Origin of the sequence: Helcobacillus sp. ACRRO, from assembly GCF_022347125.1 — a bacterium.
GTDB classification, from domain to species: domain Bacteria; phylum Actinomycetota; class Actinomycetes; order Actinomycetales; family Dermabacteraceae; genus Helcobacillus; species Helcobacillus massiliensis.
The window spans coordinates 1-21,832 of sequence record NZ_JAKRNG010000002.1 but is presented as its reverse complement, the minus strand read 5'-3'; the positions used below and the strand labels follow the sequence as shown (position 1 = coordinate 21,832).

The window sequence follows — 21,832 nt, the reverse complement described above, 5'->3', positions numbered from 1 at the left end:
GTGTATCAGCCCTCCACCGTGATGCCCATGGAACGCGCGGTTCCGGCCACGATCTTCGCGGCTGCATCGATATCGTTTGCGGTGAGATCCGGCATCTTCGTCTCCGCGATCTCCTTGACCTGCGCCATGGTCAGCTTGCCGACCTTGTCGGTGTGCGGCACAGCCGAGCCCTTGTCGAGGCCAGCGGCCTTCAGGATCAGCTTCGCTGCCGGCGGGGTCTTGGTGATGAACGTGAACGAGCGGTCCTCGTACACGGTGATCTCGACGGGGATGACGTTGCCGCGCTGGGACTCGGTGGCAGCGTTGTACGCCTTGGTGAACTCAACGATGTTCACACCGGCGGCACCGAGGGCGGGGCCGATCGGCGGCGCAGGCGTGGCCTGGCCGGCCTGGATCTGGAGCTTGATGACGCTCGAGACCTTCTTCTTGGGAGCCATTGCTCTTCCTTACTGTGTTGTGGTTCGGGCGGAGTCCGGCAGGACCCCTCCCACGTACGACTCGCGGTGGATCAGATCTTGGCGACCTGGTCGAACGCGAGCTCGACCGGGGTTTCGCGTCCGAAGATGGCCACGAGGACCCGGAGCTTCTGGTTGGTCGAATCGATCTCCGAGATGGTGGCGGGCATCGTCTCGAACGGACCGTCCATGACGGTCACCGACTCACCGACGCTGAACGCCGGAACAGCGGCGCTCTTGGACGCCTTCGCACTCGAGGACTTCTTCTTCTCCGGCAGGTTCACCGACGGAGCCAGCATCGAGTAGATCTCATCGAACGACAGCGGAACAGGATCCGTGGCGTTTCCCACGAATCCGGTGACGCCGGGAGTGTCGCGGACCACGCGCCAGGACGCTTCGGTGAAGTCCATGCGCACCAGGACGTATCCGGGCATGCGCACGCGGCGGACGATCTTCTTCTGACCGTTCTTGACCTCCGCGGCGTCCTCCATCGGGACCTCGATCTGGAAGATGAACTCCTCCATGTCCTGGGTCTCGATACGAGTGGTCAGCTGCGTCTTCACGCGGTTCTCGTGACCGGAGTAGGAGTGCACGACGTACCACTCACCCGGGGCACTGCGCAGATGGCGCTTGAGCGCCACGGTGGGGTCCTCGACAGTGGACTCGGAGTCGGCATCGAGAACAGCCGGGGCATCGTCCTCGTCGGCAGCGACCCCGTCAGCGACGTCTGCGGAGACCTCGTCGACGGAGGCCTCGTCGACTGCGGGCACGTCAGCAGCCTCGTCGGCTGCGGGCTGCTCGGCGGCGGTGTCCTCAGCGGCGGCCTGCTCCAGAGCGCTCTCGTCGGCGCCGGTGAGGGCGTCGTCGGTGGTCATGTCATCGGACACGGATGAACCAACTTCCTTTGCTATCGGTGAGTTCGCGGCTGCGTCAGCCCACGAAGACAAGACGGCTGAGCGCGGCGAACGCGAAGTCCAGGCCAAAGATCAGCGCGATCATGACGACCACGAAGAGGACCACGATCACTGAGTAGGAAGCGAGTTCGCGACCCGTGGGGGTGACCACCTTGCGCACCTCCGCGAAGACTTCGCGGATGAAGGTCAGCAGCGCCGTGATCGGGTTCCTGCTGCGAACGGGTTCGTTCTCGAAGTCGCCCCGCGTGCGGTCCGTCTCCAGTTGTGACATAGAAACCTCGGTCCGTCGTGGGTCTGTGTGCATCGTGAGGCGGATAGTAGCAGGGCAGACAGGATTCGAACCTGCAACCGACGGTTTTGGAGACCGTTGCGCTACCAATTGCGCCACTGCCCTGTGTCCGGACGTATCCGAACGCGGCCACCGCGTGAGTGACCGCCATCGATCATACGCACATCCGGGGCCCCGGGGCGAATCCTTCGGCCGAGTGTGAGCAAGCATGCAGGATTCCCCAGCTGCATGCGGGGTGCTCTGGAACAATGACAGAGCCCTCATCTGTGCCCCGTGACCACCGGAAAGGTGCTGACCTCCATGACTGCTCCCTCTCGCCGTCTCTCCCAGCGCATCGGCTCCATCGCCGAGTCCGCCACCCTCGCCGTGGATGCGAAGGCCAAGGCGCTGAAGGCCGCCGGCCATCCCGTCATCGGGTTCGGCGCCGGGGAGCCCGACTTCCCCACCCCGCCGCACATCGTGGAGGCGGCGAAGGAAGCCGTTATGGACCCGAAGAACCACCGCTACTCCCCCGCCGCCGGTCTGCCGGAGCTGCGCGAGGCCGTCGCCGAGGCCGCGAAGACGTACAGCGGCGTGGAGGCGGACGCCTCCCAGGTGCTCATCACCAACGGCGGCAAGCAGGCCGTCTACCAGGCGTTCGCCGCACTGATCGACCCGGGCGACGAAGTCATCGTCCCCGCCCCGTTCTGGACCTCCTACCCGGAGGGCATCCGCCTCGCCGGCGGCACCCCCGTCAGCGTCTTCTCCGGCGCCGACCAGGACTACCTACCGACGGCTGCGCAGCTGGAGTCGGTCCGCACCGACCGCACGAAGGCCGTGCTGATCTGCTCGCCGTCGAACCCGACGGGGTCCGTGCTGAGCCGCGCCCAGATGGAGGAGATCGGCCGCTGGGCGCTGGAGAACGGCCTGTGGGTCATCACCGATGAGATCTACCAGCACCTCACCTACGAGGGCACCGAGTTCACCTCCGTGCTGCAGGCCGTGCCGGAGCTCGCGGATCAGACCGTTGTCCTCAACGGCGTCGCCAAGACGTTCGCGATGACGGGCTGGCGGGTGGGCTGGATGATCGCCCCGAAGGACATCCTGACCGGCGCCGCCAACATGCAGAGCCACCTCACCTCGAACGTCAACAACATTGCGCAGCGCGCTGCGCTGGCTGCTCTGACGGGCCCGATGGACAGCGTGGAGGACATGAAGACGGCCTTCGCCCGTCGGCGCACCACCATCCTCGACATGCTCAGTGAGATCGACGGATTCTCCGTGCCCCGTCCCACCGGCGCGTTCTACGCGTTCCCCGAGGTCAGCGGGGTGCTGGGACGCACCATCGGCGGGCAGAAGGTGGAGACCTCCACCGACCTCGCCACGGTGATCCTCGACCAGGCGAAGGTCGCCGCCGTTCCCGGTGAGGCGTTCGATGCGCCCGGGCACCTGCGCTTCAGCTACGCCCTCAGCGATGCCGATCTCACCGAAGGCATCGAGCGCGTGCAGAAGCTCCTCGCCTGAAGGGCGGACCCGTGGAGGCGGTCCGGGACCTGAGGGCGCTGCCGAAGGCGCATCTGCACCTGCACTTCACCGGGTCGATGCGGCAGGACACCCTGCTGGAGCTCGCCGAGGAGCAGCGTCTGCGTCTGCCGTCGCAGCTGCAGACGGGCCAGGCGCTGCGGGTGGAGCCGAGCGCCCGGGGCTGGTTCCGCTTCCAGCGGTTCTACGACACGGCGCGGCGCGTGGTGAACTCCGAGGAGATCATGCGCCGCCTGCTGCGCGAAGCGGCGATCGATGACCGCGCGGAGGGGTCGGTCCGCCTCGAACTGCAGATCGACCCCACCAGCTACGCCCCGTTCGCGGGCGGTCTCACACCCGCGCTCGAGCTGATCCTCGACGAAGCGGAGGCGATCGAGCAGGAGGAGGGCATCTCGCTGGGCATCGTGGTGGCGGCCTCCCGCATGCGGCACCCGTTGGAGGCGCGCACCCTCGCCCGCCTCGCCGCCCGGAACGCGGGTCGGGTGATCGGGTTCGGCCTGTCGAATGATGAGCGCCGCGGTGACACGCGCGAGTTCGCGCCCGCGTTCCGCATCGCCCGGGATGCCGGTCTCGCCGCGGTTCCGCACGGCGGCGAACTGCTCGGCCCCGGCCACATCACCGAGGTGCTCGACTCCCTGCGGCCCACCCGGTTGGGCCACGGGGTGCGGGCTGCGGAGGACCCGCGCCTGGTGGAGCGCCTGGTGGCCGACGGGATCGCCTTCGAGATCTGCCCCGCCTCGAATGTGGCTCTCGGGGTCTACTCCGAATCCGGGGACGTGCCCGTGCGCACCCTTCTGGAGGCTGGTGCCACGATCGCGCTCGGCGCTGATGACCCGCTGCTGTTCGGCTCCCGCCTGCTGGAGCAGTACGAGAAGGCGCGCGAGCACGGCTTCAGCGATGCTGAACTCGCTCGGCTCGCCGAGGGCTCCATCATGGCCTCAACGATGAGCGATGAGGCGAAGCAGCAGCACCTCGCCGGCGTTCAGCGCTGGCTGGAGACCGAGCCGTCCTGATCCAGCCCGGCTCTCCAGCCCGGCTGACCGGGACCGCGCCTCGGGGCCCGGTCCTCTCAGATGTCTCGGCCGGCCCCGGTCGACGGCTGCGCCGCGAACGCCACCGGTGCGGTGAAGCCGTGCTCCGCAAACGCCGTCGCCACCGCCGCAGCGGTCGCCTCCATCTGATCCGCATCCACGAGCGCGATGATGCTGCCGCCGAAGCCGCCGCCGGTCATGCGGGCACCATGCGCGCCAGCATCGCGCGCCGCTCCCACCGCGACATCCAGTTCCGGGACCGTCACCTCGAAGTCGTCCCGCAGCGAGTCGTGCGAGGCGTTCATCAGTTCACCGAGGCGGCGCAGGTTCTCCCCCACTCCCCCGTCGGCGAGCAGGTCGGCGAACTCCCGCACCCGGCAGATCTCCGTCACGACATGGCGGGCGCGCCGACGGATCACGTCATCCTCCAGCGCATCCAGCTGATCGCGGACGCCGTCGGCCCCCGCATCGGCGACCTCGCGCAGCGTCGCCGCGCCGAGCGCCTCGGCCGCCGACTCAGTCTGGCCGCGCCGCTCCGCGTACTCCCCTCCGATCAGCGAATGCTCCGCGCGGGTGTCGACGATCAGCAGACCGAGCCCGTGCTCCGACAGGTCCCACGGCTCCAGCTCCACGGCGCCGTCCGCGCAGTCCAGCAGCAGGGCGTGGCCCTGCGCCGCTCGCACAGACGCCGACTGGTCCAGCCCGCCCGTTGCTGCGCCGACGAACTCGTTCTCCGCGCGGATGCACGCAGCGATCCGTTCCTGCTGCGTGGTGCCCAGGCCGAGCAGCTCCTCCAGCGCCTGCGCCACGGAGCATTCGAGCGCGGCCGACGAACTGAGCCCCGCCCCCAACGGCACCTGGCCGTCCACCAGGATCGCCAGGCCCAGCTCTCCGCTGCGCAGCTGCGGATGGGCGTCGGCGAGCGCCCAGATCACGCCGGCGGCATAGCCAGCCCACACGGGCACGGCACCCGGCGCCAGGTCCGCGAGCGCAACGTCCACGGCATCGTCCGGCATCTGCCGGGACCGCAGCTGCAGACGGCCCGTTTCGGTGACGCGGACGGCGGCGAAGCAGCGGTGGCCGATCGCCATCGGCAGGCAGAGCCCGTCCTGGTAGTCGACGTGCTCACCGATGATGGTGACGCGCCCCGGGGCGGAGAAGACTCCGTCGGCCTCGGTGCCGAACGCGTCGGCGAAGGCCCGGCCAGCGGCGCGGGCCGCCTCGGCTCGGTCGGGGGCGCGGTGCAGGCGGGTCGTCGATGTCTCGGTCAAGGATTCTCCTCATCGGTGCTGCCGAGCACGAGACGGCTGAGCACGCTCTGGCTCTCCGTGGTCGCTTCCGGCTCGGTGGGGTCGGCTTCGCCCGGTTCCAGACGGACCACGGGAATCGCCAGAGTGTAGTTCGTGGCCTTCGCGGCGGCGGTGCGGGAGTTCAGGACCCGTCGGCGCCTCGCCGTGCTGAACGGTGCGGACATCACCGGGATCCAGGTGGTGGACGCCGCCTGCAGGCCCAGCAGCAGGCGTGCCATCAGCAGCTGCCCGAACACCACGCCCGCGCTGATCGCGACCGCGACCGACACCGCGGTGAACAGGGACAGCGCGCCCGCCTGCGGGTCGTCGCCGAGCGCGAGGAGGCCGCGGTAGATGATGGAGCCCGGCACCAGCGGCAGCACCCCGACGATCACCATCGACACGGCGGGAGTGCGCAGACGCTGAGCCCCTATCACGGCGAAGCAGCCGACCAGCAGTGCCGTCACCCCGACGTTCCAGGGCTGCTCCAGGCCGACGGTGCGCAGCGCGAAGCTCACCACCGACGACATCGTCGCCAGCAGGGTCGACACCGCGATCACGCGCCGCGGCGACTGCACACCGATCGAACTTCCCAGGCCCATCACCGCACCGGCGACAAGCACCACGATCACGGACGCGAGCGTGCTCGGCAGGGACGAACTGACGGAGATGTCCACCCCCACCCAGGTGGAGAACATCAGACCGGCGCGCACGCCGATCACCACGCCGATCGTCAGCATGATGGTCTGCAGGATCCGCGCCGAGGCCGTGATGTACCAGCCGGTGATCGCGTCCTGCATCGCGCCGATGGAGGTCAGGCCCGCCAGCAGCAGGATGATGCAGGCGATCACCACGATGGAGGCGTTCACGCTCGGGTCGATGACGTACGCGAGGATCGCCGCCATCACCGACAGGAAACCGCCGATGACCTGCGCGAAGAACATGGGGATGCCGCGGCGGGCGAGTGCGCCGAGCAGGTTGTAGATGATGCCGGCGGTGATCGCCGCGAACAGCATCACCATGGTGCCGGCACCGAAGCCGACCGCGGCGGCGCCGCTCATGATCGCCCAGCCCGCGGTCGTCAGCGCGTTGGAGTAGCGCTTCGGGGCGGAGCGGGTGCGTTCAGCCGCGGTGATCGCTTCGGCGAGGGCGAGTTCGCCGTGGATGTAGTCGGAGGTGATCTTCTCCGCCTCGTCCAGCTTGGAGAAGTCCATGTCCGCGTCTGCGACTGCGCGGATGCGGGTGAACGGGGTAGATTCCTCGTCGGGCAGGTAGCTGACGCTCAGTTCGTTGAACGTGACCTGCACAGAGACGTTCCGGATGCCGGAGGACGCAGTGATGCGCAGCATCGTGGCGGTGACTTCGGATGCGGCCGCGCCACTGGCCAGCATGATCTCGCCGATCCTCATAGCGAGGTCGAAGACATCATGCAGTCTCGACAGGGAAGTGCTCACCGACCGATGATCCCACACCACAAGGAGACTTTTCATGCCCGCTCCCGCGCGCACCCCGGCCGACGCCCTGGACAAGCTTCTGCGCGGCAATCGCCGCTTCGCGGACAACGCCGCCCTGCACCCGCGGCAGCACGCCGACCACCGTTCCATCCTCACGGAATCGCAGGAGCCGTTCGCGTGCGTAGTGGGCTGCTCGGACTCCCGCGCCAGTGTGGAGCTGCTGTTCGACCAGGGCTTCGGCGACCTGTTCGTGATCCGCAACGCCGGGCATGTGGCGGGCCGTTCCGTCCGCGCCTCCATCGAGTTCGCGGTGGACGTCCTGGGCGTCCAGATCGTATTCGTGCTCGGCCACGAGAACTGCGGCGCCGTCAAGGCCACCATCGCCGCGATCCGCGACGGTGAGCAGCTGCCCGGCTCCATGCCGGTCCTGGTGGAGCGCCTGCGCACGCACATCAGCGACCCGGACGACCCGCGCCCCATCCGCCACCACGTGGCCGGCACCCTCGCGGACCTGCCGCAGGAGTCGGAGATCGTGCGCCGCGCTGTGGAGGAGGGCCGCATCGCCCTGGCCGGCGGCGTGTACCAGTTGGACTCCGGTCTGGTGGAGCTGGTGGAGGCGCCCGACGGAGTCTGACCCCGTCGGCCGGGCGAGCATTCCTCCGCCCTCGCCGCGCAGGCGGGCCGTCAGAGGTTCGGGCTGGACGACAGCAGCAGCAGACCGCCGGCGAGGGCGAGGAGGATCACGGCGTCGATCACGCGCCGACGGATCACGAGCCCGCCGAGGCGCCGCGCCGGCACCACCAGCCGCACCACCGCGAGGCAGAGCAGCAGGCCCGCGAGCGCGAAGCCACCGGTGGAGACGTCCACCAGCAGGGCGATCAGCACCGTGGCCAGCAGGCCGATGAGAGCGAAGATCAGTGCCCGCTGGCGCACCATGGCGGCCCTCAGGGTGTACGGCGACTGATTCACGCTCCCATGGTAGACGGACGCGCTACCCTGGTGGATGTCAGCGTTGACACCACCTGAAAAGGACAATCGAAGAATATGACTGAGGTTCGCACCGAACACGATCTGCTCGGTGATCGCGACGTCCCCGCCTCCGCCTACTACGGGGTGCAGACCCTGCGGGCGCAGGAGAACTTCCACATCACGGACGTGCCCCTGAAGCACTTCCCCCCTCTGGTCGAAGCCCTCGCGTACGTGAAGCATGCGGCAGCCCGCGCCAACCAGGAGCTCGGCATCCTCGACGATGAGAAGGCCGACGCCATCGGCGCCGCCTGCGAGGAGATCGTGAGCGGCCAGCTCCACGACCATTTCGTGGTGGACATGATCCAGGGCGGGGCCGGCACCTCCACCAATATGAACGCGAACGAGGTCATCGCCAACCGGGCACTGGAGATCCTCGGCCACGAGAAGGGCCAGTACGAGCACCTCCACCCCAACAACGACGTCAACCTCGGGCAGTCCACGAACGACGTCTACCCGACCGCCCTGCGCCTGGCGATCCTGCTGTCCTTCCCGGAGCTCACGGCCGCGATGGAGAACCTCATCGAGTCGCTGAAGGCGAAGGGCGAGGAGTACAAGGACATCCTCAAGATGGGCCGCACCCAGATGCAGGACGCCGTCCCGATGACCGTGGGGCAGGAGTTCACCGCCTGGGCCACCACCATCGCCGAGGACGTCCAGCGCCTCACCCGCACCGCGCGCCTCTTCCACGAGATGAACATGGGCGCCACCGCCATCGGCACGGGCATCACCACCGACCCGCGCTACGCGAACCTGGTGGCGAAGAAGCTCACCGAACTGACCGGCATCGAGTTCGTCACCGCGGTCGACCTCGTGGAGGCGACCTCCGACACCGGCGCGTTCGTCACGTTCTCCGGCATCCTCAAGCGCGTCGCCGTGAAGACCTCGAAGATCTGCAACGATCTGCGCCTGCTGTCCTCCGGTCCCCGCGCCGGTTTCAACGAGATCAACCTGCCCGCTGTGCAGCCCGGCTCCTCCGTCATGCCCGGCAAGGTCAACCCGGTGATCCCGGAGGTCGTCAACCAGGTCGCGTACCAGGTCATCGGCAACGACATGACGGTGACGATGGCGGCGGAGGGCGGCCAGCTGCAGCTCAACGCATTCGAGCCGGTCATCGCGTACAACATCCTCAACTCCACCCGCATGATGACCCGCGCGATGGACACCCTGTCCGAGCGCTGCATCAAGGGCATCACGGTGAACGAGGACGTGCTGGGCGACCATATCCGCCGCTCCATCGGCGTCATCACGGCCCTCGTGCCAGTGATCGGCTACGCCGCGTCCACGGAGATTGCGGCGGAGGCGCTGAAGAGCGGCCGCGGCGTGGCCGAGCTCGTCATCGAGCGGGGCCTGCTGGACGAGGCGCACCTGCGCCACATCCTCGCGCCCGAGCGCATGACGAAGCCGTACCGCGCCACCGGCAAGACCGACATCATGCCGGTCATCACCGACGCTGACCTCTAGCTCTGAGCCGCAGCGCCTGCTCAGCGCAGCACCGGCTGCCGGCTGAGCGCGATGGGCGAGAACAGTGAAGCGGCGCGGATGCCCCATCGGGGTGTCCGCGCCGCTTCTGTCTGCGGTCGGCGATCCGTCTGCGCATTCGGGGATCTTCGCGCCGCTTTCCCCGCATACGTCGACCGATCGTCGCTGGCGGCGGGGGCTGCGGGGCGCGAGGCGGGCCGACGGGTCAGCGCGGCGCGCTCAGCGCACCGTCACTCGTCGGCGACTTCGTGCTTGCCGCGCATCACCAGCAGCGGGTCCGGAGTGCCGACCACGGCATGGTCCTTGCCCTCGTATTCGAACTGCGAGAGGAAATAGCGCATCGCGTTGAGGCGGGCGCGCTTCTTGTCGTTGGAGCGGATGATGATCCACGGCGCGTACTTCTTGTCCGTGCGGCGGAACATCTCCTCCTTCGCTTCGCCGTACTGCTCCCAGCGGTCCAGGGACTCCAGGTCCATCGGCGACAGCTTCCACTGGCGCACCGGGTCCAGCTGACGGATCGCGAAGCGGGTCCGCTGCTCCTTCTGCGACACCGAGAACCAGAACTTCGTGACATGGATGCCGGCATCCACCAGCATCCGCTCGAACTGCGGAGCCTGGTCCATGAAGCGGTGGTACTCGTCATCGGTGCAGAAGCCCATCACGCGCTCCACACCGGCGCGGTTGTACCAGGAGCGGTCGAACATGACGAGCTCACCATCGGTGGGCAGGTGCTGCACGTAGCGCTGGAAGTACCACTGGCCGCGTTCGCGGTCGCTGGGCTTGTTGAGCGCCACCACGCGCGCCATGCGCGGGTTGAGGTGCTCGGTGAACCGCTTGATGGTGCCGCCCTTGCCGGCGGCGTCGCGGCCCTCGAAGATGATGATGGCCTTCTGGCCCTCATCCTCCATCCAGTACTGCAGCTTGAGCAGCTCCACCTGCAGGCGGTACTTCTCCAGCTCATAGGCGTCGCGCTCCATGCGCTCGTCGTACGGGTAGCCCTCCTGCCACGTGTAGACGGGGTTGCCCTGCGGGTCGATCAGGTCCGGGTCCGGGGACTCTCCGCCCTGGACGGAGTACCCCTCTTCACGGAGGTGCTCGATGAATTCGCGGAGGTTCTGGTTCGTGGGGACGTCCTTCATTGACTGGCTCCTTCGTTGGGCGGCGGGGCGGGCACCGGGCGGTGCCCGGGTGGGTCAGTGGGCGAAGTGGCGGGTGCCGGTCACGTACATGGCGACGCCGGCCTTCGTGCAGGCGTCGATGACCTCCTGGTCGCGCACGGACCCACCGGGCTGCACGATGGCGGTGATGCCGGCATCGATGAGCTGCTGGGGCCCGTCGGCGAACGGGAAGAACGCGTCGGATGCGCAGACGGATCCGCGGGCGCGCTCCTCCCCGTCGGCGAGCGTGTTGGCGCGCTCCACAGCGAGGCGGCAGGAGTCCACACGGTTCACCTGGCCCATGCCGATGCCGACAGCGCCGCCGTCCTTCGCCAGCAGGATGGCGTTGGACTTCGGGGCGCGCACGGCCCGCCACGCGAAGGCGAGGTCGGCGAGGGTGGCGTCATCGGCGGCGTCGCCGGCGACGAGCTGCCAGGACGCCGGATCGTCGCCGTCGGCCTGGAAGCGGTCCTTCTCCTGGATGAGGGTGCCGCCCCAGATGTCGCGGGTCTCCCCCAGTTCGCTGTTCTGGCCATCGATCTCCAGCAGGCGGATGTTCTTCTTGCGCGTCAGGATCTCGAGCGCACCGTCCTCGTAGCCGGGTGCGACCAGCACTTCGGTGAACACCTCGGCGACCTGGTTCGCCATCGCCACCGTGACGGGGCGGTTCGCGGCGATGACGCCGCCGAACGCGGACACGGGGTCGGTGGCGTGCGCCTTCCGGTGGGCGATCGCGATGTCCTCACCATCGTCGGCGACGGCCACTCCGCACGGGTTGTTGTGCTTGATGACGGCGACGGCGGGCTGGTCGAAGTCGAAGGCGGCGCGGATGGCGGCATCGGCGTCGACGTAGTTGTTGTAGCTCATCTCCTTGCCGTGCAGCACCTCGGCGGAGGCGAGGCTGCCGTCCTCACCGGCGGTGTCGAGCAGGGCGCGCTGGTGCGGGTTCTCGCCGTAGCGCAGCGCCCGCATGCCGATCTCCTCCATCTGCTCGGCGGGCATGTCGAAGATGCTGACCTCCTCGACCTCCCCGTCGAGGGCGTCGTCGTGGCCGTCGGCGCAGCAGTCGCAGTCCTCACCGTCGGAGTCCGGGGCGTAGCGCTCGGAGATGGTGGCGAGGTCGAGTTCGGTGCCGGCGAGTTCGTCGCCGAGGTCGGCGAGCTGCTGCTGGGTCCAGTCGTCGATGGCGGCGTCGTACATCGCGATGCGGGCGAAGGCGACGGCGCTGAGGGCGTACCGTTCGGCGCGGGTGAAGCCGCCGCGGCCGGCGGCATCGGCGGCGAGGGCGTAGTCCTTCTGCTCCACGACCACGGCGCAGGTGGAGAAGTTCTTCGCGGCGGAGCGGACCATGGCGGGGCCGCCGATGTCGATCTTCTCGATGATCTCCTCGAAGGCGCCGCCGTCGGCGACGGTCTGCTCGAACGGGTACAGGTTGACCACGACGAGGTCGAACGGGGCGATGCCGTGCTCCTGCAGCGCCGCCTCGTGGGATTCCTTGGTGCGGTCGGCGAGGAGGCCGCCGTGCACGGCGGGGTGCAGGGTCTTGACGCGGCCGTCGAGGATTTCGGGGAACCCGGTGACGTCGGCGACGTCGGTGACGGGGAGGCCGGCGTCCCGGATGGTCTGGGCGGTGGATCCGGTGGAGACGATCTCGGTGCCGGCTCCGTGGAGGGCTCGGGCGAGGTCCTCCAGGCCGGTCTTGTCGAAGACGGAGATGAGGGCGCGCTTGATCGCTCGCTGGGTGGTCACTTCTGCTGTGTTCCTGTCTGCTTCGAGGGTGCGAGGGTGGTGGTCGGTGGGCCGACGGGTGCTGCCTGCAGGAGGTCGCGGATGACATCGACGATCATCACGCGCTCCACCTCCTTGATCCTTTCATGGAGGGTGTCCTCGGTGTCGCCCGGTTCGATGAGCACGGGCCGCTGGTCGAGGATGCGGCCGGTGTCGATGCCGGCGTCGACCTCGATGACGGTGGCGCCGGTGACCTTGACGCCGTAGGCGAGGGCGTCGCGGACGCCGTGGGCGCCGGGGAACGACGGCAGCAGGGCGGGGTGGGTGTTGATGATGCGGCCGCCGAAGCGCTCCAGCATGGGGGCGCCGAGCAGGCGCATGAACCCAGCGAGGACGATGAGGTCCGGTGCGTGGCTCGCGACCTCGTCGGCGAGGGCGCGGTCCCAGGCGGCGCGGTCCTCATGGTCGGCGAGGCGCACGACCGCGGTGGGGATGGAGCGGCTGCGGGCGTGGTCGAGACCGGCGGCGTCGACGTCGGCGATGACGGCGACGACCTGGGCGCCGGTGAGGGTCCTCTGCTCGATCGCGGCGAGCACCGCGGCGAGGTTGGATCCGGTGCCGGAGATCAGCACAACGAGGCGAGCGGGACCGGCGGGACTGGCGGAGGCGGTGTTCTCGTGGGGCACACCCCCAGCGTAGTCGACCCGTGCGGGGTGGTTGGGGGTCCTCCGTCTCGGGCACAATGGGGTGCGTGATGGATGAGAAGAACCTGCGTGACTACACCCGATGGACCACTCGAGCACTGCTCTGCTTCGCGGTGGCGTGGGCGCTGTCCCTGGTCCCGCTGCCGTTCTCGCTCCTCTCGGGCGTGGTGGCGATTGCGGCGATCGTGATGCTGGTGCGGTCGATCATGGCGGGGCTGCGCACTGAGCGCCGTGCCCGGGCCGTCATCATGGGTGCGCTCGGCATCCTCGCGTCACTGCTGCTGGTGGCGATGGCGGGTCTGTCCGCGATCTTCTACCAGCCGATGCACGCGATCCAGCAGTGTCAGGAGAACGCGATCACGGAGCAGGCGCGCGCCGCCTGCAAGGACTCCGCGCAGGACGAGGTCATCGACTGGCTGCGCGGCGGTCGCTGAGCTGCGCTCTGCTGCGCGTCAGTCCTCGTCGGTGCGCTCAGACGCATCCACGCGGTCCCGCAGACGCTGCGTCGCATCCGCGGTGCGCTGCCCCAGCCCCATCAGCTCCCACACGGCGACCGAGCCGGCGCCGAGGACGATGATCCCCAGCAGCGGCAGCGCGAGCGAGCTGAGCTTCGGGCCGAGCTCACTGAGCTGATCCGCGCCGATCGCACCGCCGGAGAACGCCGCCAGCAGCATCAGCACGCAGAACAGTCCGCCGACGAACCCACCCCAGATCACGGCGATCTCGCGGCCGTCCAGGGGCGGCTCATCAGCAAGCGGCCGGGTCTCGCGCGCCAGCAGAACAGCACCCATCCCCACCGCGATCACCGGCAGGATCATCAGCGCGAGCATCCACCGGGGGAACACACCGGGCTGCGGCAGCGCCGCCAGCACCGGCAGCACCGGCAGCACACCGACGGTCGCGCCGCCGAGGGAGATGCCGGTGCCGATGCCGGTCAGGACGGTGCCGCCGAGCAGCACCACCATCGCCCACACGATCAGGCTCGGCAGCACCAGCAGCTGCGCGAGGATCAGCACCGCCCCGCCGAACGGTCCGGGCTTGAGGCCGGTGAACATCTCCATCACCGACGGGGAGGCGACAGCGAGCATGACCGTGGTGAGCAGGGCGCCGAGGCCGAGCAGCAGCAGGACGGTCGCGCCGATGGCACGGATGATGGCGTCGAACGGGTGCGGGACGAGGGCGAGCATCCCGACGGCGGGAATGCCTCCGTCGGCCGGCCGCTTCAGGCTCGCCATCGTGCCCACCGCGCCCGCGACCAGGGACAGCACCAGGGCGGCGAGGGTGGTGGGGATGGTGGTGACGCGGACGTCTGCGCTGGTGATGAGCATCATCGTCACCATGGTCGCGACGGTGTACGCGGCGGCGAACGCGCCGATGATCACGCCGAGGCCGGCGATGGCGCCCGGGTGGAGGCCGCCGTCGGCCCGCGTGAACTCGATGAGGCGGGCGCGGCTGCGCATCGTGAACGCGAGCACTGCGAAGAACACCACGGTGAGGCCGACGGGTGAGATCGTGACCGGCCCCGTCATCCCCGTCACGGTCAGGTGGATCGCGCCGCCGTTGCCGAGGGCGAAGAACGACAGCGCCACCATGATCGCGTCCAGCAGGCTCAGCGAGGTGCGGGAGTCGGCGGTGTGGGCGGCGATGGCGGGCACGATCACGGTCGCGGCGTTGACCGCGAACGCGATGAGACCGGCGATGATCCCGGCTGCGGCCGGGGATGACGGTCTGCGAATCACTGGCTTACCTCTTCCGGCCTGCTCGACGGCATAATGGTGATCATCATGGCCACCCTAGTGAACCGCCCGGGGACCGCTGGCTCAGATGCATCCGCGTCCCGGCTCAGTGTGACGACTCTCCGCCTCGACGGCCCTGTGGACCTCGCCCAGCATATTCCAGCGGACCCCTCCGGCCTGTTCCTCCACCGCGGCGACGGCCTGCTCGCCCGCGGCGAGGCCCTCGTCCTCACCGCCACCGGCGAGGACCGCTTCACGGACCTCTCCCAGGCGTTTCAGCAGGTCAGTGCCGCCGCCACGGTCGATGACGCCGCCGGTGTGCGCGGCAGCGGGCTCCTCGCCCTCGGCTCCTTCTCCTACTACGCCGCCTCCGAGCGGCCCTCCCGCCTCGTGATCCCCCGCGCCGTCCTCGGACAGGCCGACGGGTGCGCCTTCCTCACCCTCGTCACCGCCGATGGCGAGGATCCAGCGCGCGGCCTCGGCGCAGCGGATGGCCGGGACCCGTCGGCCCTGCTCGCGGAGCTCTTCCCCACCGCTGACGTTGAGGCGAGCGCAGCCGATGCGCCGGCACCGCCCGTGCCGCACATCGAGGTGGCCAGCGCCCACACCCCCGCCGAGTATCAGGCGCTGATCAGCCGCGCCGTGGACGAGATCCGCGCCGGCGGTGCCGAGAAGCTCGTCATCTCCGAACGCCTCGACGCGCGGTCCAGTGACCCCGTCTCCATCCCTGCGCTCGCCCGCCGCCTCGCCGCGATGTATCCCATGACGTGGGTGTTCCGCGTAGGCGATGTCATCGGCGCATCCCCCGAGATGCTGGTGGAGACCGAAGGCTCCCGCCTCTTCTCCCGCGTCCTCGCCGGCACCCGGCCCGTCGCCGACGGCGGGGAGCTCACCGCCGAGGACCGCGACGCCTTCTTCCACGACCCGAAGGAGCGCGCCGAACACGAGTACGCGATCCGCTCCGTCACCGGCCCGCTCGAAGCCGTCACCGAATGGATCTCCGCCCCCGCGGAACCGTTCGTGCTGCGCCTGCCCGGCCTGGAGCACCTCGCCTCCGACGTCTCCGCGAAGCTGCGGCCCGGCCTGACGAGCGTGGACGTGGCCGGTCTGCTGCACCCGTCGGCCGCCGTCAGCGGCACGCCCCGCGCCGACGCCGACCGCATCAACCGGACCATCGAGGAGCAGGACCGCGGCGGGTACGCCGCCCCCGTCGGGTGGATGAGCGGGCGCGGCGACGGCCAGTGGGCGATCGCGCTGCGGATGGCGCACCTCGACCCCGAGGACCCGCACTACCTGGTCCTGCAGGCCGGCGGCGGCATCGTCGAAGCGTCCGATCCGCTGACCGAGCACGCCGAGGCGCTCGCGAAGACCCGCCCTATGATGCGCGCCCTGCGCGGCTGAACGACTCGCCGACGGCCCCGACGCCACGGCATCCCCACGGGGTTCTCCCAGGGATCATCGGGCTCCCCCACCTGGCGGCGTGGACCGCCCCCGTGGTCGCACTGCTGGTCATCGTCAGCCTCATCGCCCTGAACATTCCGAGCGTGAAGAACTTCGGTGAGCTCGAGTTCTGGTTCGCGATGAGCTCCGCGAACTCCGGGATCTACTCCACGTCCCGCATGATCTTCGGCCTCGCCACCCCGTTCTGGTTCCTGCTGGTCGCGATCGGCTGGATCGTGCTGCGCCGAAGCCCGCACCACATGGAGCAGAAGCGCCTGCACCCCGAAGGGCGTCCGTGTCACATGCTGCCGAGTGTGACGCGGACGTCCTTCTTCTCATCCCCGCGGATCAGCGTGATGGTGTGCTCGCTGCCGGGCTGCAGACCCCGCACGATCGCGGTGAGGCCGCTGGCGGAGCCGACGGGGATCTGATCCACCGCGATGATCACATCACCCCGGCGGATCCCGGCCTTCTGCGCCGCTCCGCCGCCGGTGATGTCCTTGACCTCGGCGCCCCTGTAAGTGGCGTCGGCCCCACCGGTGGCGGAGTCCTGCGCCGTCACCCCCAGCAGGGCGTGCTTCACGTCCTGGCCGGCGATGATCTGCTCGGCGATCATCGTGACCGTGTTCGACGGGATGGCGAACCCGAGCCCGATCGACCCGGCGCTGCGCTCATCGGTCGCGTTCGACGCGATCGACGAGTTGATCCCGATGACCTCACCGTTGGCGTTGACGAGGGGGCCGCCGGAGTTGCCGGGGTTGATGGATGCATCGGTCTGCACGGCGGAGATGAAGGTGGCGTCGGACCCGTCGGCCTTCTCCCCCATCGTGGTGACGGGGCGGTTCAGTGCGGAGATGATGCCGGTGGTGGCGGTGTTCGCCAGCCCCAGCGGCGTGCCGACCGCCATCACGTCCTGCCCGACCTTGAGCTGATCGGAGTCGCTGAACACCGCTGGCTTCAGATCCTTCGGCGCCTGCTCCAGAGCGATGACGGCGACGTCCGTAGTCGGGTCGGCTCCCACGGGCTTCGCGGAGAACGTGCGGCCGTCCGCCAGGGTCACGGCGATCTGCCTCGCGCCCGCGACCACGTGGTTGTTGGTGACGATGCGGCCCTCCCCGTCCAGGATGATGCCGGTGCCCTCGGCGCTGCCCTCCTCCGACTTCACCTGGATGGACACCGTGGAGGGGCCGATCTGGTCGATGGTCTGCGACCAGCGGGCCGACGGGTCATCCCCGCCCTTTCCGTTGCCGGGGTTCGGCGGGGCGCTCGGCGCTGCGGTGGTGATGGCGGGCCCGCTGCGGTCCCCGGAATCGCTGAGCTCGTTGATCGCGGTGCTGCCGGCGATGGAGATGCCGGAGGCGACGAGCATGCCGGTGGCGACCAGTGCGAGCGTGCCGCACCAGCCGGGTGATCGAGGGGCCATCCGAGTTCCTGTTCTGGTCATGTCCGTCGCCGCTGCGCCGCGCCGACGGGGCTGGAGTTCCGCCATTGTTCCAGAGCCCTCCTGAGGACGCGATCAGCCCCGCTGGGCTGTGGATGACTGCACGACCAGCACCCGTCGGCCCCGCGTCTGCTCCCCCAGCGCCTCCGGAAGATCCTCCGCTGTGACAGTGCGGGCATCGACGCCGAGGGCGCGGGCCGCAGCGGCGAGGTCCGTGCCGTGCGGGGTGGTGAAGAACCGGTCGAAGAGGCCGCGGTCGGCACCAGCGTGCTCGAGGCCGCCGAAGATGCGGCCGCCGCCGTCGTCCACGATGACGATGTCCAGCTCCGGCTGCTCCTCGGTGGGGCCGATGACGAGCCCGGTCAGGTCGTGGATCGCGGAGACGTCCCCCAGCAGCACGCGGGTGCGTCCCCGCTCGCCGCGGTGGGCGCGGGCGAGGGCGATGCCGCTGGCCATCGACATCGTGCCGTCGATGCCGGCGAGACCGCGATTGGCGATGATGCGGGCGCGGGTGGGGCCGCCGTGCCGTTCGAGGTCGCGGATGAGCGCGCTCGCACCGAGGATGAGGACGTCGCCGTTGCGGGCCTCGTTCCAGACCGCGAGCGCGGCGCGGGTCTGCCAGGTGGTCGCGTCGCTGGTGGGGACAGCGGCCCAGGCCCGGGCGTACTCGCCGCCGGTGGTGCTTCCGGCGGCGTCCGCGTCGCCGGTGAGGCGGGAGGCCGACGGGTCCACCCGCGCGAGAACGCGGGCGGCGCGATGGGTGGGGTCCACCCAGTCGATGGTGGGTGAGACGACCGTGATGTCCACGTCGTCAGCTCCCAGGAGGCTGCGCAGGACCGGGCGGGACAGCGTCGGGTGGCCGAAGACGACCGCTGCGTCGGGCCGCAGCGGGTGCGCATCCTCGGCGAACACGGTCGCCAGCTGCTCCGGGGTGATGAGGGTCGGGCCCGGGCGGCGCGCGCTGCTGGACGGCTCAGCGGCGATCGGCAGATCGAGGTGCTCGGCGAGGGCGGCAGCGTCGGCGCCGGTGGCCTCATCGGCGTCACCGGCCACGACGACGGTGCGCATCGGCAGGCTCAGCGGGACGCCGGGTGCCCGCTGCGCGTCGCGGCGGGCGCCGAGTCTGATCGCACGCGAGGGCGCCGACGCATCCTCGCCGCCCGGCCCGGGCGCTGCAGACTCGGGCGCGGTCTGCGGGGTGAGGGGGTCGCGGAAGGACAGGTTGAGGTGCACGGGCGCTCCGAGGTCGGTCCCGGGCGCTCCTCCCTCGAGCGCGGTCGCGGCAGCGCGCGCCGCGGTGGACGCCCAGGTGCGCAGCTCCATCCCGCTCGCCCGGTCCGCGGCCGGTGCGGGAAGGTCCGCACTGAGCGCCGTGAACGGCTCGAACATCCCCACCTGGTGGGTGGTCTGGTTGGCGCCCGTTCCGCGCAGCTCTGCCGGCCGGTCAGCGGTCAGCGCAACCAGGGGGACATGCGAATGGTGCGCCTCCATCATCGCGGCCAGCAGGTGCGCCGTCGCGGTGCCGGACGTGGTGGCGACGGCGGCGAAGGACCCGTCGGCCCGCCCGGCGCGGGAGATGCCGAGCGCGGTGAACGCGGCCGACCGCTCATCGAGGCGCACGTGGCACCGCAGGCCGAGCGCGTGCGCGGCGTACACGATCGGGGCGGACCGCGACCCGGGCGCCACCACGAGGTCGCTCATGCCGGCGGCCCGCAGCGCTTCCAGCAGGGCACGCGCGCACTCGACGGCCCCGGACCCGCTCGCGGGGATCACCGCGGTGCCGAGCTCGGGGCGTGCGGGCGGCACGGGCTGGGCGTCGGTCACGGCGGGGATCAGGACGCGTAGTGGCTCAGGCGCTCCATCCAGCGCTCACGCACATCCTCCGGCGCTTTCACGACCTCCAGGCCCAGCTCGTCGATGTCCTGGCGGAACGAGGTGAGGCGGCCGTTGCCGGAGATGAGCGGGTCGGCGACGACGTCGGTGGCGAGCAGGCGCGCCGTCCCCAGGCCGCACGCATACGGCAGCTCCGGCAGGGACGTGGCCAGTGCCAGCCCCATTGCGATGCCGACCGACGACTCCAGCGCGCTGGAGACGACGACGGGGACATCGGCGTCCTCAGCGATCTGCAGGCAGCGGGTGATGCCGCCCATCGGCTGCACCTTGAGGATCATGATGTCGGCGGCGTCCTTGCGGATCACTTCGAGGGGGTCATCGGCGAGCCGCACCGACTCGTCCGCCGCGATCGGCACATCAACGCGGGAACGGATCCAGGCCATGTCGGCGATCGTGCGGCCCGGCTGCTCGACGTATTCGAGGCCGCCGGCGGCGCGGTCGAGCTGCCCGATGCGCTTCACCGCTTCGGACTTCGCCCACCCGGCGTTGGCGTCGATCCGGATCTTCGCCTCCGGGCCGAGGGCATCGCGCACTGCCTCCAGGCGCGCCTGGTCCTCCTTGTGGGTGGAACCGGACTCCGCCACCTTCACCTTCGCCGTCGCCGACCCGAAGGAGCGGGCGATGCGGTGCGCCTCGTCGGGCCCCACGGCGGGGACGGTCGCGTTGATCTCGACATCGGACCGCTCCATGCGGGGGAACTCCCGGGTGGCGGACTCCATCGCCGCCTCGAACCAGGGGCGCGACTGCTCAGCGTCGTAGTCCCAGAACGGGGAGAACTCCGACCAGCCCGCCTCGCCGTGCAGGAGGACGCCTTCGCGCACATCCAGCCCGCGGAATCGGGTGGTGAGGGGGATGCGGTAGACCTCGATCCGGTCGATGCCGTCGAACATAGTTGTGGCCATGCCTCCAGAGTAGTCTGTCTGAGTGGATCCTGAGACCAGAGCAGAGATGATTCTGAGACTAACGGAAACGCTCGCTGAGTGCGAAGCGGTCACCTACGGCGACCTGGGGGAAGTCACCGGTCTCGGCCCCCGTGAGGTGGGGCGGATCATGGCGCAGTACGGCAGCGCCGTCCCCTGGTGGCGCGTCACCAACGCCCGCGGCGAGCTCCCACCCCACCTCCTGGAGCGCGCCCGGCAGCTGTGGGCGGCAGAGGGCATGCCCGTCACGGCCGACGGATGCCGCCTCCGCCTCGGCGCCGTGCGCGTCCCGCTCGCGGACCTGGCGGCGCGGTTCGCCCCCGTCGGCCGCGACCTCGCCGAGCAGGACCCACCTTCTACAGTGGAGCCATGACCACTGATGGAGCCACCCCCACCGCACTCCCCCGCCGCGTCTCCGACACGTTCGATCCCGAGCGCTGGCGCGACATCCCCGAGGCCGAACTCGGCGGCCCCGCGTTCACCGACATCACGTACCACCGCGCCGTCGCCCGCGACAGCGGCGCCGTCCGCGACCTGAACGCCGTGCGCATCGCGTTCGACCGCCCTGAGGTCCGCAACGCGTTCCGCCCCCACACCGTGGATGAGCTGTTCCGCGCCTTCGACCACGCCCGCCTCGACCCGACGGTCGGCGTCATCATCCTCACCGGCAACGGCCCCGCCCCGAAGGACGGCGTGTGGGCGTTCTGCTCCGGCGGCGACCAGCGGATCCGCGGCCGCTCCGGCTACCAGTACGCCGACGGGGACACCGCCGACACGGTCCGCGCCGGCGGCGCCGGCCGCCTCCACATCCTCGAAGTGCAGCGCCTGATCCGCACCATGGGCAAGGTCGTCATCGCCGCGGTCAACGGCTGGGCCGCCGGCGGCGGGCACTCCCTGCACGTGGTGGCCGACATGTCCATCGCCTCCCGCCAGCACGCCCGGTTCAAGCAGACCGATGCGAACGTCGGCAGCTTCGACGGCGGCTACGGCTCCGCGTACCTCGCCAAGCAGGTCGGGCAGAAGCGCGCCCGGGAGATCTTCTTCCTCGCCGAGGAGTACTCCGCTGACGACGCCTACGACTGGGGCGCCGTGAACCGCGTGGTCGACCACGAGGACCTCGAGGACGAGGCGCTGCGGATGGCCGCGGTCATCGCCACGAAGTCGCCGCAGGCGATCCGGATGCTGAAGTTCGCGTTCAACCTCACCGACGACGGCCTCATGGGCCAGCAGGTGTTCGCCGGTGAGGCGACTCGTCTCGCGTACACCACCGACGAAGCGGTCGAGGGCCGCGACGCCTTCCTGGAGAAGCGCGACCCTGACTGGTCGTCGTTCCCCCACCCGCAGGGCTGACC

21 protein-coding genes and 1 tRNA gene are annotated in these 21,832 nt (G+C 69.9%); 8 read left to right on the top strand and 14 right to left on the bottom strand.

The window, feature by feature from the left end; translation table 11 throughout:
* Positions 1–5: 5 nt before the first annotated feature.
* From rplK to MHY20_RS00840, 4 genes are all read right to left on the bottom strand, one after another.
* Positions 6–437, bottom strand: a complete 432-nt coding sequence (rplK, locus tag MHY20_RS00855) for a 50S ribosomal protein L11 (RefSeq protein WP_183375678.1) — start codon at positions 435–437, stop codon at positions 6–8.
* 71 nt (positions 438–508) lie between these two features.
* Entirely contained in the window at positions 509–1,330 is an 822-nt protein-coding gene (gene nusG / locus MHY20_RS00850) for a transcription termination/antitermination protein NusG (RefSeq protein ID WP_239374070.1), read from the bottom strand.
* Positions 1,331–1,385: 55 nt separating this feature from the next.
* Positions 1,386–1,640, bottom strand: a complete 255-nt coding sequence (gene secE, locus MHY20_RS00845; protein WP_239373903.1) for a preprotein translocase subunit SecE — start codon at positions 1,638–1,640, stop codon at positions 1,386–1,388.
* 50 nt (positions 1,641–1,690) lie between these two features.
* Positions 1,691–1,763: transfer RNA gene (locus tag MHY20_RS00840), tRNA-Trp, on the bottom strand.
* A gap of 195 nt (positions 1,764–1,958) precedes the next feature.
* Between MHY20_RS00840 and MHY20_RS00835 the strand changes: the two genes are divergently transcribed.
* Positions 1,959–3,161, top strand: coding sequence for a pyridoxal phosphate-dependent aminotransferase (locus tag MHY20_RS00835; RefSeq protein ID WP_239373900.1), 1,203 nt, complete (start codon positions 1,959–1,961; stop codon positions 3,159–3,161).
* An 11-nt stretch (positions 3,162–3,172) separates the two neighbouring features.
* Positions 3,173–4,192 (top strand): adenosine deaminase, encoded by a 1,020-nt coding sequence (locus tag MHY20_RS00830; protein ID WP_239373898.1) that lies wholly within the window; start codon positions 3,173–3,175, stop codon positions 4,190–4,192.
* 56 nt (positions 4,193–4,248) lie between these two features.
* Here MHY20_RS00830 and galK read toward each other — a convergent pair whose 3' ends face one another.
* Positions 4,249–5,481 carry a galactokinase gene (gene galK / locus MHY20_RS00825; protein WP_183375684.1) on the bottom strand — a complete coding sequence of 411 codons (1,233 nt, stop codon included), beginning with the start codon at positions 5,479–5,481 and terminating at the stop codon, positions 4,249–4,251.
* Positions 5,478–6,953, bottom strand: coding sequence for a threonine/serine exporter family protein (locus MHY20_RS00820; protein ID WP_183375686.1), 1,476 nt, complete (start codon positions 6,951–6,953; stop codon positions 5,478–5,480). The genes galK and MHY20_RS00820 overlap by 4 nt, the downstream gene beginning before the upstream one ends.
* Before the next feature lie 34 nt (positions 6,954–6,987).
* On the opposite strand from MHY20_RS00820, the gene MHY20_RS00815 reads away from it, so the two are divergent.
* Positions 6,988–7,587, top strand: a complete 600-nt coding sequence (locus MHY20_RS00815; protein WP_183375688.1) for a carbonic anhydrase — start codon at positions 6,988–6,990, stop codon at positions 7,585–7,587.
* Between the two features lie 50 nt (positions 7,588–7,637).
* On the opposite strand, the gene MHY20_RS00810 is transcribed toward MHY20_RS00815, so the two are convergent.
* A complete protein-coding gene (locus tag MHY20_RS00810; protein WP_239373896.1) occupies positions 7,638–7,922 on the bottom strand; it encodes a DUF3017 domain-containing protein in 285 nt (94 codons plus the stop codon).
* Between the two features lie 75 nt (positions 7,923–7,997).
* Here MHY20_RS00810 and MHY20_RS00805 point away from each other — a divergent pair, with 75 nt between their 5' ends.
* On the top strand, positions 7,998–9,443 hold the full coding sequence (locus MHY20_RS00805; RefSeq protein ID WP_239373894.1) for an aspartate ammonia-lyase: 1,446 nt from the start codon (positions 7,998–8,000) through the stop codon (positions 9,441–9,443).
* Between the two features lie 248 nt (positions 9,444–9,691).
* On the opposite strand, the gene ppk2 is transcribed toward MHY20_RS00805, so the two are convergent.
* Genes ppk2 through purN form a run of 3 tightly spaced genes read right to left on the bottom strand, consistent with a single transcriptional unit; the run spans position 9,692 to position 13,032 of the window.
* Positions 9,692–10,600 (bottom strand): polyphosphate kinase 2, encoded by a 909-nt coding sequence (gene ppk2, locus MHY20_RS00800; RefSeq protein WP_183375692.1) that lies wholly within the window; start codon positions 10,598–10,600, stop codon positions 9,692–9,694.
* 54 nt (positions 10,601–10,654) lie between these two features.
* Positions 10,655–12,367: a bifunctional phosphoribosylaminoimidazolecarboxamide formyltransferase/IMP cyclohydrolase gene (gene purH, locus MHY20_RS00795; RefSeq protein WP_239373892.1), complete on the bottom strand. Its 1,713-nt coding sequence runs from the start codon at positions 12,365–12,367 to the stop codon at positions 10,655–10,657.
* Complete coding sequence (gene purN / locus MHY20_RS00790) at positions 12,364–13,032, bottom strand: phosphoribosylglycinamide formyltransferase (RefSeq protein WP_239373890.1); 669 nt, start codon at positions 13,030–13,032, stop codon at positions 12,364–12,366. The genes purH and purN overlap by 4 nt, the downstream gene beginning before the upstream one ends.
* Positions 13,033–13,100: 68 nt before the next feature.
* On the opposite strand from purN, the gene MHY20_RS00785 reads away from it, so the two are divergent.
* The gene (locus tag MHY20_RS00785) at positions 13,101–13,484 is read left to right on the top strand and encodes a hypothetical protein (protein ID WP_183375696.1); all 384 of its coding nucleotides are present in this window, start codon (positions 13,101–13,103) and stop codon (positions 13,482–13,484) included.
* A gap of 18 nt (positions 13,485–13,502) precedes the next feature.
* Here MHY20_RS00785 and MHY20_RS00780 read toward each other — a convergent pair whose 3' ends face one another.
* Positions 13,503–14,789, bottom strand: a complete 1,287-nt coding sequence (locus MHY20_RS00780) for a DUF6350 family protein (RefSeq protein WP_239373888.1) — start codon at positions 14,787–14,789, stop codon at positions 13,503–13,505.
* 108 nt (positions 14,790–14,897) lie between these two features.
* Here MHY20_RS00780 and MHY20_RS00775 point away from each other — a divergent pair, with 108 nt between their 5' ends.
* A complete protein-coding gene (locus MHY20_RS00775) occupies positions 14,898–16,187 on the top strand; it encodes a chorismate-binding protein (RefSeq protein ID WP_239373886.1) in 1,290 nt (429 codons plus the stop codon).
* Positions 16,188–16,524: 337 nt separating this feature from the next.
* On the opposite strand, the gene MHY20_RS00770 is transcribed toward MHY20_RS00775, so the two are convergent.
* The 3 genes from MHY20_RS00770 to MHY20_RS00760 all read right to left on the bottom strand — a co-directional run bounded on the left by MHY20_RS00770 (position 16,525) and on the right by MHY20_RS00760 (position 20,462).
* The gene (locus tag MHY20_RS00770; protein ID WP_183375702.1) at positions 16,525–17,649 is read right to left on the bottom strand and encodes a trypsin-like peptidase domain-containing protein; all 1,125 of its coding nucleotides are present in this window, start codon (positions 17,647–17,649) and stop codon (positions 16,525–16,527) included.
* Between the two features lie 93 nt (positions 17,650–17,742).
* The gene (gene menD / locus MHY20_RS00765) at positions 17,743–19,491 is read right to left on the bottom strand and encodes a 2-succinyl-5-enolpyruvyl-6-hydroxy-3-cyclohexene-1-carboxylic-acid synthase (protein WP_239373883.1); all 1,749 of its coding nucleotides are present in this window, start codon (positions 19,489–19,491) and stop codon (positions 17,743–17,745) included.
* Positions 19,492–19,499: 8 nt separating this feature from the next.
* Positions 19,500–20,462, bottom strand: coding sequence for an o-succinylbenzoate synthase (locus MHY20_RS00760; protein WP_239373880.1), 963 nt, complete (start codon positions 20,460–20,462; stop codon positions 19,500–19,502).
* Positions 20,463–20,484: 22 nt separating this feature from the next.
* Between MHY20_RS00760 and MHY20_RS00755 the strand changes: the two genes are divergently transcribed.
* A complete protein-coding gene (locus MHY20_RS00755) occupies positions 20,485–20,853 on the top strand; it encodes an MGMT family protein (protein WP_239373877.1) in 369 nt (122 codons plus the stop codon).
* On the top strand, positions 20,850–21,830 hold the full coding sequence (locus MHY20_RS00750) for a 1,4-dihydroxy-2-naphthoyl-CoA synthase (RefSeq protein ID WP_239373874.1): 981 nt from the start codon (positions 20,850–20,852) through the stop codon (positions 21,828–21,830). Before MHY20_RS00755 ends, MHY20_RS00750 begins: the two co-directional genes overlap by 4 nt.
* Positions 21,831–21,832 lie beyond the last annotated feature (2 nt).

Coding starts and splice junctions, on each gene's coding strand:
- MHY20_RS00815 (WP_183375688.1), top strand. CDS start 6,988: ATGCCCGCTCCCGCGCGCACCCCGGCCGACGCCCTGGACAAGCTTCTG.
- MHY20_RS00770 (WP_183375702.1), bottom strand. CDS start 17,649: ATGGCCCCTCGATCACCCGGCTGGTGCGGCACGCTCGCACTGGTCGCC.
- MHY20_RS00785 (WP_183375696.1), top strand. CDS start 13,101: ATGGATGAGAAGAACCTGCGTGACTACACCCGATGGACCACTCGAGCA.
- MHY20_RS00750 (WP_239373874.1), top strand. CDS start 20,850: ATGACCACTGATGGAGCCACCCCCACCGCACTCCCCCGCCGCGTCTCC.
- MHY20_RS00760 (WP_239373880.1), bottom strand. CDS start 20,462: ATGGCCACAACTATGTTCGACGGCATCGACCGGATCGAGGTCTACCGC.
- nusG (WP_239374070.1), bottom strand. CDS start 1,330: ATGACCACCGACGACGCCCTCACCGGCGCCGACGAGAGCGCTCTGGAG.
- secE (WP_239373903.1), bottom strand. CDS start 1,640: ATGTCACAACTGGAGACGGACCGCACGCGGGGCGACTTCGAGAACGAA.
- rplK (WP_183375678.1), bottom strand. CDS start 437: ATGGCTCCCAAGAAGAAGGTCTCGAGCGTCATCAAGCTCCAGATCCAG.
- MHY20_RS00835 (WP_239373900.1), top strand. CDS start 1,959: ATGACTGCTCCCTCTCGCCGTCTCTCCCAGCGCATCGGCTCCATCGCC.
- MHY20_RS00805 (WP_239373894.1), top strand. CDS start 7,998: ATGACTGAGGTTCGCACCGAACACGATCTGCTCGGTGATCGCGACGTC.
- ppk2 (WP_183375692.1), bottom strand. CDS start 10,600: ATGAAGGACGTCCCCACGAACCAGAACCTCCGCGAATTCATCGAGCAC.